Source organism: Polynucleobacter sp. MWH-CaK5 (genome assembly GCF_018687615.1).
Taxonomy (GTDB): Bacteria; Pseudomonadota; Gammaproteobacteria; order Burkholderiales; family Burkholderiaceae; genus Polynucleobacter.
The window spans coordinates 797,778-811,869 of sequence record NZ_CP061299.1 but is presented as its reverse complement, the minus strand read 5'-3'; the positions used below and the strand labels follow the sequence as shown (position 1 = coordinate 811,869).

General features: G+C 44.0%; 10 protein-coding genes. 4 read left to right on the top strand and 6 right to left on the bottom strand.

The window, feature by feature from the left end; genetic code table 11:
- Positions 1-14: 14 nt before the first annotated feature.
- The 3 genes from GQ367_RS04135 to GQ367_RS04125 are packed head-to-tail and all read right to left on the bottom strand — an operon-like array spanning position 15 to position 2,881.
- The gene (locus GQ367_RS04135) at positions 15-1,034 is read right to left on the bottom strand and encodes a serine hydrolase (protein ID WP_215291744.1); all 1,020 of its coding nucleotides are present in this window, start codon (positions 1,032-1,034) and stop codon (positions 15-17) included.
- Positions 1,035-1,093: 59 nt separating this feature from the next.
- A complete protein-coding gene (locus GQ367_RS04130; RefSeq protein ID WP_215291742.1) occupies positions 1,094-1,975 on the bottom strand; it encodes a DMT family transporter in 882 nt (293 codons plus the stop codon).
- A complete protein-coding gene (locus GQ367_RS04125; protein ID WP_251370210.1) occupies positions 1,976-2,881 on the bottom strand; it encodes a histone deacetylase in 906 nt (301 codons plus the stop codon).
- Positions 2,882-2,997: 116 nt separating this feature from the next.
- Here GQ367_RS04125 and GQ367_RS04120 point away from each other — a divergent pair, with 116 nt between their 5' ends.
- Positions 2,998-3,534 (top strand): phasin family protein, encoded by a 537-nt coding sequence (locus GQ367_RS04120; RefSeq protein ID WP_215291740.1) that lies wholly within the window; start codon positions 2,998-3,000, stop codon positions 3,532-3,534.
- Between the two features lie 169 nt (positions 3,535-3,703).
- Here the strand turns inward: GQ367_RS04120 and lpdA are convergent, their stop codons facing one another.
- From lpdA to aceE, 3 genes are read right to left on the bottom strand one after another with little or no spacing between them, the layout of a single operon-like run.
- Entirely contained in the window at positions 3,704-5,485 is a 1,782-nt protein-coding gene (lpdA, locus tag GQ367_RS04115) for a dihydrolipoyl dehydrogenase (RefSeq protein WP_215291738.1), read from the bottom strand.
- 11 nt (positions 5,486-5,496) lie between these two features.
- A complete protein-coding gene (aceF, locus tag GQ367_RS04110) occupies positions 5,497-7,122 on the bottom strand; it encodes a dihydrolipoyllysine-residue acetyltransferase (RefSeq protein ID WP_215291737.1) in 1,626 nt (541 codons plus the stop codon).
- A 10-nt stretch (positions 7,123-7,132) separates the two neighbouring features.
- Positions 7,133-9,829, bottom strand: coding sequence for a pyruvate dehydrogenase (acetyl-transferring), homodimeric type (aceE, locus tag GQ367_RS04105; protein WP_215291735.1), 2,697 nt, complete (start codon positions 9,827-9,829; stop codon positions 7,133-7,135).
- A 240-nt stretch (positions 9,830-10,069) separates the two neighbouring features.
- Here aceE and GQ367_RS04100 point away from each other — a divergent pair, with 240 nt between their 5' ends.
- Genes GQ367_RS04100 through folD form a run of 3 tightly spaced genes read left to right on the top strand, consistent with a single transcriptional unit; the run spans position 10,070 to position 14,049 of the window.
- On the top strand, positions 10,070-12,568 hold the full coding sequence (locus GQ367_RS04100; RefSeq protein WP_215291733.1) for a PAS domain S-box protein: 2,499 nt from the start codon (positions 10,070-10,072) through the stop codon (positions 12,566-12,568).
- 4 nt (positions 12,569-12,572) lie between these two features.
- The gene (locus tag GQ367_RS04095; protein WP_215291731.1) at positions 12,573-13,196 is read left to right on the top strand and encodes a response regulator transcription factor; all 624 of its coding nucleotides are present in this window, start codon (positions 12,573-12,575) and stop codon (positions 13,194-13,196) included.
- A gap of 1 nt (position 13,197) precedes the next feature.
- Positions 13,198-14,049 (top strand): bifunctional methylenetetrahydrofolate dehydrogenase/methenyltetrahydrofolate cyclohydrolase FolD, encoded by an 852-nt coding sequence (gene folD / locus GQ367_RS04090; protein WP_215291729.1) that lies wholly within the window; start codon positions 13,198-13,200, stop codon positions 14,047-14,049.
- Positions 14,050-14,092: the final 43 nt, after the last annotated feature.

Genomic DNA, 14,092 nt, shown 5'->3' with positions numbered 1-14,092 from the left:
ATTACTCTGTTTAATTAAAGCTTTCTGATTGATTCAGGGTTTGGGTTGGCTTCCAACCACTCTCTGACACGCACAGCATCAGCAAAACGAGACTGCGTACCAACAGAATCCAAAAACACCATCACCACATCACGGCCAACAACTTTGGCTTGCATCACCAAACAACGGCCCGCAGCAGAGATGTAACCAGTCTTTTGAAGTCCGATGTCCATATCACTGGCCCTGACCAAGCGATTGGTGTTAACAAACTTTTGTTCGCGCTTACCGATCATGATGCTGTAATCAGGTCTAGTTGAAAACTCTCTAATGACTTTATATTGATAAGCCGCTTCAACCAAACGAGTCAAATCCTCTGGACTAGAAACATTCTCACTGGATAGACCTGTAGGGTCTGCAAATTTAGATTGACTCATGCCGAGTAACTTTGCTTTGGCATTCATCGCATCAACGAAGGCTGGTATGCCACCAGGAAAATTTCTGCCCAAGGCCTGTGATGCTCGATTCTCAGAAGACATCAAAGACAAAAGCATGGCTTGTTCGCGCGACATTTTAGCTCCCTGGGTTACTCGAGAGCGAGTGCGGCCAGGATAAGCATTCACATCTGATTGCTCAATCACGATTGTTTCATCCAATGGCAGTTGAGCTTCAAGCACAACCAAAGATGTCATCAATTTGGTGATGGATGCAATTGGCAATGCTGCATGAGCATTTTTTTCAAACAATACTTCATGTGTTTGACGATCAACGATCAACGCCACGCTCGACTTTAAATTGAGGTCATCCTGATTACCACGCAAACCCATGGCAGCAGCAAATGATGGTCGCTTTTCATCAGGAGCTTTTGCAGACTTAGCTCGAGTGGTAGATGTTCTAACTTGTTTTTGCTTCTTTGGGGCTACTTTTTTCTTGGCCGCCTGCTGGGTTGTTTGTTTATTACTTGCACTTTGAGCAAAAGACACTTGTGCTCCAAGCAACAAAGAACTGCTCAACAATCCAACCATCAATTTACGCAACAAATTACTTCTAAATATCATCAGTCTCTTCTAAGCTATTTAATTAGTTAGTTTTAGTGAATAAATGACATGATAAGGTATTACTTGCCTGATGAGGCTTTATTGACCATTAAAACTGCCCCCATGGTCAGGGCTATCCCAAGGCCAATTGTCCATGTGATTGGCTCATTGAATAAGAACCATGCCATCAATGCTGTGGTGGGAGGGGTCAAATACATCAAACTGGTGACCTTGGTCGCTGCTCCATGTCGAATCATCACAAATAACAAAGAACTGGCGCCAATCGACAAAGCCAATATGGACCACAACAATGAAAATATCAATTCTGGAACCCAAGCAATTTCTCTGGTTTCAAACATCATCATGAGTGGCACACAAACGACTGCTGAAGCAACAAATTGAATCACCGAGCCGGTACGCAAATCAAACTGTGGGCAGTACCTTTTTTGATAAAGGGTTCCTGCAGTGATGGATAACAATGCAATGATGATGAATATAAAACTTAAATCACTGAAGCCAATCATGACAATCTTGGCCCAAACAACCAAACCAACTCCCAATAATCCGATCACCAAGCCAAGCCACTGAACAGGTCGCACTCTTTCAGCCACCCAAGATGCCAATAAGGCGGTCAGAATTGGTTGTAGACCCACAATCAGAGCTGTTAGTCCTGCAGACATTCCTTCACGAACAGCAGCCCATACGCCACCTAAATAACCAGCTTGCAGGAGTATGCCGGCAATCGCAATGTGGATGATTTGTGACTGTCTTGGCCAAGGGGCTTTCCAGAGCAGCACAATTGGGATCATACAAATCAGCACACCTAAAAAGCGCATGCTCAGAAATGTCATTGGCTCAGCATGAGGCATGCCATAACGAGCAATGATGAAACCCGTGCTCCAAATGATCACAAAAATTGGCGCAATCCATGGCGTTAAAAATCGAATCCATGAATTACTCATTTATTTTTTGGCCTTTAATTGTTTAAATAGTTGAAGAGCCAATTGTACGGTTTGAGCATGTACTTCAACCGTTGTTTCAATATTGATGCCATACCCACCTGCCATTGCAATCGCAATTGGTATGTCATGTGTTTTAGCAAAGTCCAAAACCATTTGATCTCGCAGACATAGGCCTTGAAGACTTAACTTCAAACGCCCAAGCCGATCACCTTCGTGAGGATCTGCGCCTGCCAGGTAAATCAACATATCAGGCTTGAATTCAGACTCCATCTGATTCAGCGCATGGGTCAGATGAAGTAAATATTCATCATCGGAACATCCATCGGTGAGCCCCACGTCCAGATGACTCGACTCTTTTCTGAAGGGGAAATTCTTTTCTCCATGAAGAGACAGTGTGTAGCAACTAGGGTCTTTACCCAAAATAGCTGCTGTGCCATTGCCTTGATGAACATCGAGATCAATGATGGCGACATTCATTTTTTTTAAGCTTTGAAGATATTTTGAAGCGACCGCAGCATCATTGAAGACACAAAAGCCACTGCCCTTGTCAGAATATGCGTGATGCGTGCCACCAGCGAGATTGACTGAAACCCCATCCTTGATAGCGCTCATACATGCCTGAATGGTTGCTCCTGCAGATCTTTTAGATCTTTCAACCATGGGTTCACTCCATGGAAAGCCGATTTCTCGGATTTCAGCTGGGCTTAATTGACCCTGAATGACTCGGTCAACATAGCCTTGCTCATGAACTCTGAGTAAATCTTCATAACTGGCAGCTTCAGGCTCTTTAAGCTCCAAACCATCAAATAACGCTACCTGATCCCTCAATAAGCGGTACTTTTGCATCGGGAAACGGTGTCCAGCTGGGAGTGGAAGGACAAAATGGTCGGTATAAAAGGCTTTCACCCCCTGATTTTGCCTTTTTTTCACAATGTGGGCTTGACTTAAGGTATTTAAGACATATACTTCAATTTGTGCAGTGCAACATTTATTGTTCACCCTTTAAATTACTTGGAGAAATCATGACATTAACCCCAGAACAAATCGCAGCAGCAAACAAAGCTAACTTAGAAACATTATTGAATTTAACGAACAAAGCCTTTGAAGGCGTTGAGAAATTAGTTGAATTGAATATGGCAGTAGCAAAGACTGCAATGACTGAAAACGTACAGAATGCAAAGCAAGCCCTTTCAGTGCGTGATGCACAGCAATTAATGGCTATGCAAGCTGGTATGGTTCAGCCTCTAGCAGAAAAGATCATGTCTTATAGCCGTCATCTTTACAACATTGCTAACGAAACTCAAACAACATTCACTTCTGTAGCTGAGTCACAGTTGAAGAAAAGCAGTGGCAGCATGAACGGCATGGTTGAAGAGCTTTCAAAGAATGCCCCAGCTGGTTCAGAAGCAACGATCCAGGCTATCAAACAAGCCATGGCTGCAGCAAACAATGCCTATGAAACAACTCAAAAATCTATCAAGCAAGCGGTAGATTTGGCACAGAACAACTTCAATGCCGCAGCTAATACAGCTGTTAAAGCTGCTCGCGGCAAGAAGTAAGCAACATGCAAGCCATATGAATCATCATAGTGGCATGTAAAGAATTGATGTAGTAACAGTTGTCTCCTCGGTACCCAGTTAGATCTAATCTACAAGTACCTTTTAACCCCCGCCTCGCGCGGGGGTTTTTTTATGCCTGGAGACTGTGAGAGTTAACTCCGACAGCTAACTATTTTTTCTTGGTGGGCGGCAAATCTGTGCAAGTACCATGAGCCACCTCAGCAGCCATACCAACAGATTCACCAAGTGTTGGATGTGGATGGATTGTTTTACCAATATCAACAGCATCTGCACCCATTTCGATGGCCAAACATACTTCACCAATCAAATCGCCAGCATGGGTACCAACAATGCCGCCACCAATGATGCGATGAGTTTCTTTATCAAATAACAACTTTGTAAAACCTTCATCGCGACCATTAGCAATCGCTCTTCCACTGGCTGCCCATGGGAACAAACCTTTTTCATAAGCAATGCCTTGAGCTTTACATTGTTCTTCCGTGAGTCCAGCCCATGCCACTTCTGGGTCTGTGTAAGCCACAGATGGAATTTGCTTGGCATCAAAGAAAGCCTTGTGCCCTGCTGCAACTTCTGCCGCGACGTGAGCTTCATGAACCGCTTTATGAGCCAACATAGGTTGACCAACCAAATCACCGATGGCAAAAATATGATCAACGTTCGTACGCAATTGTTTATCAACAGGAATGAAGCCACGCTCATCAACCGCCACGCCAGCTTTATCGGCATCTAACTTCTTACCATTTGGCGTGCGACCAACTGCAACCAAAACAAGGTCATATACCTGAGGAGTTGCCGGAGCTTTTTCACCTTCGAAGGTCACATGGATACCGTCTGGTTTTGCTTCAGCTTTACTGGCGCGCGTCTTCAACATGATGTTGTCAAAACGCGGGGCATTCACTTTCTCCCATACCTTTTCCAAATCACGATCTGCACCAGCCATCAAACCATCTAACATTTCAGCAATGTCAATTTTGCTACCCAAAGTACTGTAGACAGTCGCCATTTCTAAGCCAATGATGCCTCCACCAATGACCAACATTCGCTTGGGAACTTTCTCAAGCTTTAATGCACCAGTGCTATCAACAATTCTTGGATCCTTTGGCAAGAAAGGCAACATCACAGCTTGGCTACCTGCAGCAATAATGGCTTTTTGGAAACGAATCACTTCCTTTTGACCATTGGTTTTCTTAGAGTCACCTTCAGTTACTTCAACTTCAACGTGATAAGCATCTAAGAATCGACCAATACCACGCACTGTTTTAACTTTACGAGCTTTGGCCATACCAGCAAGACCGCCCGTTAACTTACCAATCACGGTTTCTTTATGAGCACGCAACTTGTCGATTTCAATCTTTGGCTCACCGTATGAAATACCATGCGCTGCCATAGCTTTAACTTCATCCATGATGGCAGCTGTGTGCAACAAAGCTTTTGATGGAATACAACCAACGTTCAAACAAACACCACCCAAGGTTGCATAACGTTCAACGATGATGGTATTCATACCTAAGTCAGCACTTCTAAATGCTGCACTGTAACCACCAGGGCCAGCACCCAAGACCAGCATGTCACATTCGTGATCAACTTTTCCAGTATAAGAACCTGCTGCAGGAACATTCAATCGAGGCGCCTCTACTTTAGGTGCAGATTCTTTCGCTGCTGATGGTGCAGGTGCCGCTTTAGGAGCATCAGTTGCTACATCAAGGGTAGCAATCACCATGCCTTGATTGATCTTGTCACCAATCTTCACACTGATAGCAACAATTTTGCCAGCCTGCTCGCTTGGCACTTCCATGGTCGCCTTGTCAGACTCCAACACCAATAGTGCTTGCTCTTTTTCAACCTGATCACCCGGTTTAACTAAAACTTCAATCACGGGCACATCATGAAAATCGCCGATATCAGGAACTTTGATTTCTATTGTAGGCATATCAATTTTCCTTAAAGAACAACACGACGGAAATCAGCTAATAACTCTGCCAAATAAACGTTGAACCTTGTTGCTAAGGCACCATCAATCACGCGATGATCTGCTGTGAGTGACAATGGGCAAATTAATTTTGGTACAAACTGTTTGCCATCCCAAACAGGCTTCATGCTGGCTTTGTTAACACCCAAAATAGCAACTTCTGGAGCATTGATGATTGGTGCAAAGTAAGTGCCACCAATACCACCCAAAGAAGAGATCGTGAATGAAGCACCTTGCATTTGATCAGGCTTTAATTTGCCTTCACGCGCAAGCTTGGCCAACTCTCCAGTTTCTTTTGCAATTTCAAAAATACCTTTTTTATCGGCATTCTTCACAACTGGGACAACTAAACCATTCGGCGTATCGGCAGCAAAAGCAATGTGGAAGTATTTCTTCATCACCAAATTGTCGCCATCCAATGAACTGTTAAATTCTGGATACTTCTTCAAAGCATTAACAGCCGCTTTAATCAAGAAGGCCAACATGGTGACTTTGATACCTTGCTTTTCATTGTCTTTATTGGTCATCACACGGAACGCTTCTAAATCAGTGATATCAGCATCCTCGTGATAAGTCACTGCTGGAATCATGACCCAGTTGCGAGATAGATTAGCAGCAGACAATTTCTGAATACGTGACAGCGGCTTGGTTTCTGTTTCACCAAATTTGCTGAAATCAATCTTTGGCCATGGCAATAAATTCAAACCACCAGATGCTGCTACAGGAGCACCCGCTGGAGATGCCGCTTGTCCAGTCATGATATTTTTCACATAAGCCTGAACGTCTTCTTGAGAAATTCTGCCTTTTGCTGAAGTACCAATCACCTTCGTCACGTCAACGCCAAGTTCTCTGGCGTATTTACGAACAGATGGACTTGCATGACTGATTGCACCGGTTGCTGGAACAGATTCAGTGCGAGGTGCTGATGCTTGAGGCGCACTTTTAACCGGTGCTGGAGCACTTACTTGAGAAGCTGCTGCAGGAGCAGCACTTGGAGCTTTAGTTGCTACTGCAACTGATGAAGAACCTGCAGCTGAAGATTCTAAAATTACCACTAAATCACCCTCAGAGATACTATCTCCAACTTTTACTTTCACTTCCTTGACCACACCAGCATGTGAAGAAGGAACATCCATGGTGGCTTTATCTGATTCCAAGGTCACCAACGATTGTTCTTTATCTACAACATCACCAGGCTTCACATGAACTTCAATCACGGGCACGCCTTTGTAATCACCGATATCAGGAACGTTGACGTTCACCAAACCAGCAGAAGCTGGAGCTGGTGCTGGGGCGGCTGCTTTTTGTGGCGCAACTGGAGCAGTCGCTGCTGGGGCAGCCTGACTTGATGCAGAACCTGATTCTTCCAAAAGAATCACCACATGACCTTCAGAGATGCTGTCGCCTACTTTTACTTTGACTTCTTTGACCACGCCAGCATGAGATGAAGGAACATCCATGGTGGCTTTATCTGATTCTAGAGTCACCAAAGATTGCTCTTTTTCAACGACATCACCAGGTTTTACATGGACCTCGATCACTGGAACGCCGTCATAATCTCCAATATCAGGAACTTTGATTTCTATCACTTGGCTCATCTTAGTTTCCTCACACAGTCATTGGATTTGGTTTTTTAGGATCAAGGCCGTACTTCTTGATAGCCTCAGCAACTTTCTTGTGATCAATCTGACCCTCATCAGCCAATGTCTTAAGGGCTGCAACTGTGACCCAACGACGATCCACCTCAAAGAAATGGCGAAGCTTCTCACGAGTATCGGAGCGACCATAACCATCTGTGCCCAATACGGTGTATCTCTTACCGATATTCTGAATAGCTGGTCTGATTTGTTCTGGGAACAAACGCACATAGTCCGTAGCAACGATCACTGGGCCTGTTGTGTCTTTCAACATTTTTTCAACATGAGAAAGAACTGGCTTATCAGTTGGGTTCAACATGTTTTGACGTGAGACGGCATTCCAATCACGGCCTAATTCTGTGAAGCTTGGGCAACCCCAAATATCAGAAGCAACACCCCAATCATCACGCAACATGTTGGCAGCTTCAATTACTTCACGGAAGATCGTGCCACTTCCCAAGAGCTGAACCTTTAGCTTGGCTTTTGCATCGCCCACACTGGTCAAGCGATACATGCCCTTCAAGATGTCATTCTCAGCACCCTTAGGCATTGCTGGGTGAGCATAATTTTCATTCATCAAAGTGATGTAGTAATAAACATCATCTTGATTCGTCATCATACGACGCATACCATCTTGAATAATCACAGCTAATTCAAAAGCAAAGGTTGGGTCATAGCTGATACAGTTTGGAATCGCACCACTCCACAAATGACTGTGGCCATCTTCGTGCTGCAAACCTTCGCCGTTCAATGTAGTTCTACCCGCAGTACCGCCCAACAAGAAACCACGACTGCGCATATCACCAGCAGCCCAAGCTAAATCGCCGATGCGCTGGAAACCAAACATTGAATAGAAAATATAGAACGGCAACATTGGTACGCCGTGTGTTGAGTAGGATGTAGCTGCAGCTATCCAGTCACACATCGCACCAGCTTCATTGATACCCTCTTGCAAAATTTGACCGTGCTTGTCCTCTTTGTAGAACATCAACTGATCATGGTCTTGCGGTGTGTAAAGCTGACCCAATTGATTCCAAATGCCTAACTGGCGGAACATACCTTCCATACCAAAAGTTCTAGATTCATCAGGAACAATCGGCACCACACGCTTACCAATGGTCTTGTCTTTCACAACCATGTTTAACATACGTACAAAAGCCATCGTTGTTGAAATCTCACGACCTTCAACAGTTGCCTCAAGCAATGGGGCAAATACTTCAAGCTTTGGTACTTCCAAGCTTTCTGCTTTGGCTCTGCGCTGTGGCAAATAGCCACCTAACTCCATGCGACGTTCGCGCATGTAATTCAATTCAGGGCTGCCTTCTTCAAACTTGACCAAAGGCAACTCTTCCAACTTGTCATCAGGCACTGGGATCTTGAATTGATCTCTAAATGCCTTGATGTCTTCGATATTCATTTTCTTGGCTTGGTGAGCAATGTTCATGCCCTGGCCTGAGCCACCCATGCCGTAACCCTTGATGGTTTTGGCCAAAATAACGGTGGGTTGATTTTTATGATTAGCTGCTGCGTGGAATGCTGCATAGACTTTATGTGGATCATGACCACCACGATTAAGATTCCAAACATCTTCATCGCTCCAGTCAGCAACCAAAGCTTCTAATTCAGGTGTATTGAAAACAATCTTTCTAACGTATGCACCACTCTTGGCTTTCATGGTCTGGTACTCACCGTCCACGATTTCACCAAGACGCTTCATCAAAATACCCTTTTTATCTCGGGCAAACAAAGCATCCCAATGAGTACCCCAGATTAGTTTGATCACATTCCAACCAGCACCCCTGAATTCAGATTCAAGTTCTTGAATGATTTTTCCGTTACCGCGCACTGGGCCATCTAAACGCTGCAAATTACAGTTGATAACAAAACAAAGATTGTCTAAGTTTTCTCTACCAGCCATACCAATGGCACCCAATGACTCAGGCTCATCTGTTTCACCATCGCCCAAGAAAGCCCAAACTTTTCTTCCCTCGGTTTGGGCCATGCCACGATCTTGCAAATACTTCATGAAGCGAGCTTGGTAAATAGCCATGATCGGGCCTAAGCCCATCGATACTGTAGGGAACTGCCAAAAATCTGGCATCAACCAAGGATGTGGATAGCTTGAGATACCTTTGCCATCAACTTCTTGACGGAAGTTATTTAAATTCTCTTCTGTTAAACGACCCAACATATAAGCTCGGGCATAAACACCCGTTGCAACGTGACCTTGGACGAATACCAAATCACCGCCATGCTTATCAGAAGGTGCGTGCCAAAAGTGGTTAAAACCGACGTCGTACAAAGTGGCCGCTGATTGAAACGATGAAATATGTCCACCAACGTTGGTGTCTTTGTTGGCCTTTAAGACCATCGCCATGGCATTCCAACGAGTGTAAGAACGAATCTTGTGCTCGATCTCTTGATCACCAGGAAGCTTGGCTTGCTGCTCTACCGGAATCGTATTGATATAAGGAGTTTCAGCGTGGAATGGCTGAACCACACCACTCACACGTGCATGAGAAATCTGCTCATCAATTAAGAAGGCTGCGCGATCAACACCCTCTTGTTGGATGACGCCATTTAACGCATCAATCCATTCTTTGGTTTCGATCGGATCGATATCCTGAGAGCCATTAGCCCCATTTTGTTGTTGTGGTAGATCAGCCATGCATGTCTCCTCGTTACTTCGCTCTAATAATAGGGCTAAGCCCTTTTTGTCTTATTCAAATTCTAAAAACGCTAGGTTAGCTGAGCAAGGAATATTTCATATAACGAAGTTATTTATCACTATATGGAATTATGTTGCGTGGCAATATGGGGCAAAAACAGAAAAAAATTAAGGGCTTCGGTATCGACAGGAATTACACTCTAAGATTGCATGGTTTTCCCTTAGTTAATAAGTATTCATTTGAAAAACGTAATCAACCAATATCTCGGCCAAACCATTAAGAAGTACAGAACGAAAGCTCTGAAACAAAGAGCGAGATCTTATGCATTCTTATACATACCGGTATTGGCAATCGTGCTATTCACATGCGCCATGGGATTGATTCTATGGACACTGAATTACCAAGATAAAAACCAGCAGCAATACACGCTCTATCGTGAAAGTGCCTTTGCCAAACAAAGGATCATGTTGAGATTTGCTGCCAATGAAGATGCGATCCTGGAATTGAGTCGCGAGATCAGTAACTCAGCTAATCAAGCTCAATACCCATCCTCTTTTTTAAAACTATCCACCAAGCTTATTCAAGACAGTCCAGAAATTTTGCAATTACGCTGGTTAGATAGCAGACAAAATCGCATCGCCACTCTGCCGAATAACCCAAGCTATTCAAAGTGGTCAGAAAGAACCTCGATTAAATCTGTACTCGACACAGAATTAAACGCCATTTTTTCCGAGGCGGCGGAGTCGAACAAAGCCACTTACGGAAGAATGCTGGGCTTCCATCCAGCCGAAAATGAAAATTCAAATACAGACAGACAATATGTTTTTTGGCATGTAACCCCCATCATTCAGAATGGGGCGGTGACGGGTGGTATTGCAACTCTTTACTCAGGAAAGAGAATTCTGCAGCACATGGTCCCAAGTGAATTAAATGGCTTGTATCGTTTTGCACTATTAGATAGCTCAGGTAAAGAATTGGTGAGCTCAAACCCCAAACGAACCAGCTCAAGATCTTTAGAGCACAGCGTGACTTTAGATAAAACACCAATCCCACTGACCTTACACGTCAGCACATACCCGCCACCTACCAATCTAACGTATCGAACATTGCTTTGGCTGGTGATCGGCTTGAGTGGTTTTGTTCTATGGAGTTTATGGTCTGTTTGGAAGCAAACGTCTCAACGTTACTCAATTCAAAAAGATTTGCAAACTGAAACTAACTTCAGGCGCGCCATGGAAGAATCCATCACGATTGGCATGAGAGCGCATGACATGCAAGGAAAGATCACTTATGTGAATCCAGCCTTTTGTGAAATGACCGGCTGGACACGGCATGAGCTTATTGGCATGTCGCCACCCTTTCCTTTTTGGCCCTCCGAGTTAGTTCCTGAGTTAACCCAGAAGATGGCTGTTGCATTAAAAGGTAATTCACCAAAAGCTGGTTTTGAAGCGGTCTTACAAAAGAAAAATGGCGTCAAAATCAATTCGAGAACTTTTGTATCCCCGTTGATTGATGAAAAAGGTCAGCAATCTGGATGGATCAGCTCAATTGTTGATATTTCAGAACCTATCAAAGCTCGACAAGAATTGGCATTGGCGCAAGAACGCTTCACCACCGTTCTTGAAAGTCTTGATGCTGCAGTGTCAGTTATTTCGCTACAAAGTGGCCAACTCTTATTTGCCAATAAATATTACCGAGAGACTTTTGGCAATACAACAAAAGCTCACCTTGACTTGGCAGGTCATGAAATAGATCCAGAAGACATGGGAGCATTAGACATCGATAGCGTGGATGGCTTTGCTGGACTACCTGCCTCCGCCTTAACACCAACACAATCTGACTTCAGAGAAATTCAAATCAATCAAAACAAACTTTGGTATGAAGTCAGACGCAGATATATTTCTTGGGTCGATGGTCACTTGGCACAGCTGATCATTGCCACAGACATCACCTCAAGAAAAAAAGCTGAAGATCAAACCAGAGAACAAGAAGAGAAGCTTCAGTTTTCAAGCCGTTTAACTACCATGGGTGAAATGGCCTCTTCTTTGGCACACGAATTGAATCAACCGCTCGCAGCGATTTCAAACTATTGCACAGGCATAGCCAATAGATTGAAATCTTCACAAAACATCGACATCGAAAAAGATATTTTGCCTGCGATTGAAAAAGCAACCAATCAAGCTCATCGTGCAGGCACAATTATTCAACGTATCAGAGGGTTTGTAAAAAGAAGTCAGCCTCAAAGCGTGATGGTCAATGTGGCAACCATTGTTGAAGATTCAGTTGGACTTGCTGAAATTGAGGCGCAACGTTATGGCGTTCAAATCAGCATCTCTTTTGCAGATAACTTGCCCAAAGTCTTTTTAGACCCAATTCTGATTCAACAAGTATTGGTGAACGTATTAAAAAATGCTATCGATGCCATTAAAAATATCCCCAACAAAGTGAATTCTTCAAAGTTGATCAATCTTGTGGTTGATATTGATCAATCCGTATCGCCAGCCATGCTAAGAATTCGTGTCATAGATCAGGGGCCTGGAATTCCTGAAGATGCCCTAGAAAGATTGTATGAGCCATTCTTTAGCACCAAACATGATGGCATGGGCATGGGCTTGAACATCTGCCGCTCCATCATTGAGTCCCATCACGGCCGCCTATGGGCAGAAAACAATGCCTCGCAAAAAGATCAACCCGCCCCGGGCTGCACCTTTACAATACTACTTCCCTTGGATAAATAAGCATATGAACAACAAAACTGAAATTGTTTATGTCGTTGATGACGACGAAGCTGTGAGAGATTCATTGACGTGGCTATTGGAAAGCAATGGCTACTCTGTTAAATGCCAGCCAAGCGCTGAGAGGTTTCTTCAAGCTCTCCAGGGAGATCATAAGGAAACGGTTTCTTGCTTAATTCTGGATGTGCGCATGCCAGGCATGTCAGGTCTTGAGCTTCAAGAGCGTCTTTTAGCAGAAGGCATCCCTATGCCAATCTCTTTCATTACTGGTCACGGCGATGTTTCAATGGCGGTTTCCACCATGAAAAAGGGAGCCATTGATTTCATTGAGAAACCTTTCAAAGAATCAGAATTGAAGGTATTGGTTGAAAAAATGCTTGCCAGAGCCAGGGTTGACTATGCGAAAGCTGATACTCAAAAGAATAACCAGAACTTGCTCAGCAAACTTACTGGTAGAGAAAAACAAGTTCTTGAAAGAATTGTTGCTGGACGTTTAAATAAACAAATTGCCGACGATTTAAATATTTCAATCAAAACAGTTGAAGCCCACCGCGCCAATATCATGGAAAAGCTCAATGTGAATACTGTTGCAGATTTACTAAGACTCGCCCTATCTGAATCCAATAATTAATATGCCTGCACAAATCATTGACGGCAACGCTCTTGCCAAAAAAATCAGATTAGAGATTGCTGCTAAAACTGCCATCTTGACAGCTAAAGGTGTGAAGCCTGGTTTAGCTGTTTTATTGGTGGGAGAAGACCCTGCTAGCCAGGTTTACGTTAGAAACAAAGTGAAAGCCTGTGAAGATGTTGGCATGTTTTCCATTCTGGAAAGACATCCCTCTGATTTGAGTGAAGAAGCTCTTCTTGCCCGAATCAATGAATTGAATCACGATAAGAATATTCATGGCATTTTGGTTCAGCTGCCATTACCAAAACACATTGATAGCCACCGTGTGATTGAAGCCATTGCCCCTGAAAAAGATGTTGATGGCTTTCACGTGGCAAATGCCGGCGCTTTGATGATTGGCGCACCCCTATTCAGACCATGCACCCCTTATGGTTGCATGAAAATGCTTGAAAGCATCGACTACCCAATCAGAGGCGCTAGAGCCGTGGTGATTGGCGCCTCCAATATTGTTGGTAAGCCAATGGCCATGTTGCTCTTGCAAGCTGGTGCAACAGTCACTATTTGCAACAGCAAAACCAAAGATTTGACAGCCCACACCAAGGAAGCAGATATCTTGGTTGTTGCTACCGGTAAACCTAAAATGATCACAGCCAACATGGTTAAAAGTGGCGCAGTGGTCATAGACGTTGGTATTAATCGCTTACCTGATGGCAAGCTTTGTGGCGACGTAGATTTTGATGAAGTGAAGTATGTTGCCAGCGCAATCACCCCTGTTCCAGGTGGTGTTGGGCCAATGACAATCACCATGCTTCTACTGAATACGCTTGAGGCCGCCGAAAGAGTCAAAGCTTAAAGACCCTTTGGGCGTAAGCCTTTTTTCGCCTGAACTTTTTTCA

Bases quoted from the DNA above. Each gene is read 5' to 3' on its own strand.
- GQ367_RS04120 (WP_215291740.1), top strand. From the start codon at position 2,998: ATGACATTAACCCCAGAACAAATCGCAGCAGCAAACAAAGCTAACTTA.
- GQ367_RS04130 (WP_215291742.1), bottom strand. From the start codon at position 1,975: ATGAGTAATTCATGGATTCGATTTTTAACGCCATGGATTGCGCCAATT.
- lpdA (WP_215291738.1), bottom strand. From the start codon at position 5,485: ATGCCTACAATAGAAATCAAAGTTCCTGATATCGGCGATTTTCATGAT.
- aceF (WP_215291737.1), bottom strand. From the start codon at position 7,122: ATGAGCCAAGTGATAGAAATCAAAGTTCCTGATATTGGAGATTATGAC.
- GQ367_RS04095 (WP_215291731.1), top strand. From the start codon at position 12,573: ATGAACAACAAAACTGAAATTGTTTATGTCGTTGATGACGACGAAGCT.
- folD (WP_215291729.1), top strand. From the start codon at position 13,198: ATGCCTGCACAAATCATTGACGGCAACGCTCTTGCCAAAAAAATCAGA.
- GQ367_RS04135 (WP_215291744.1), bottom strand. From the start codon at position 1,034: ATGATATTTAGAAGTAATTTGTTGCGTAAATTGATGGTTGGATTGTTG.
- aceE (WP_215291735.1), bottom strand. From the start codon at position 9,829: ATGGCTGATCTACCACAACAACAAAATGGGGCTAATGGCTCTCAGGAT.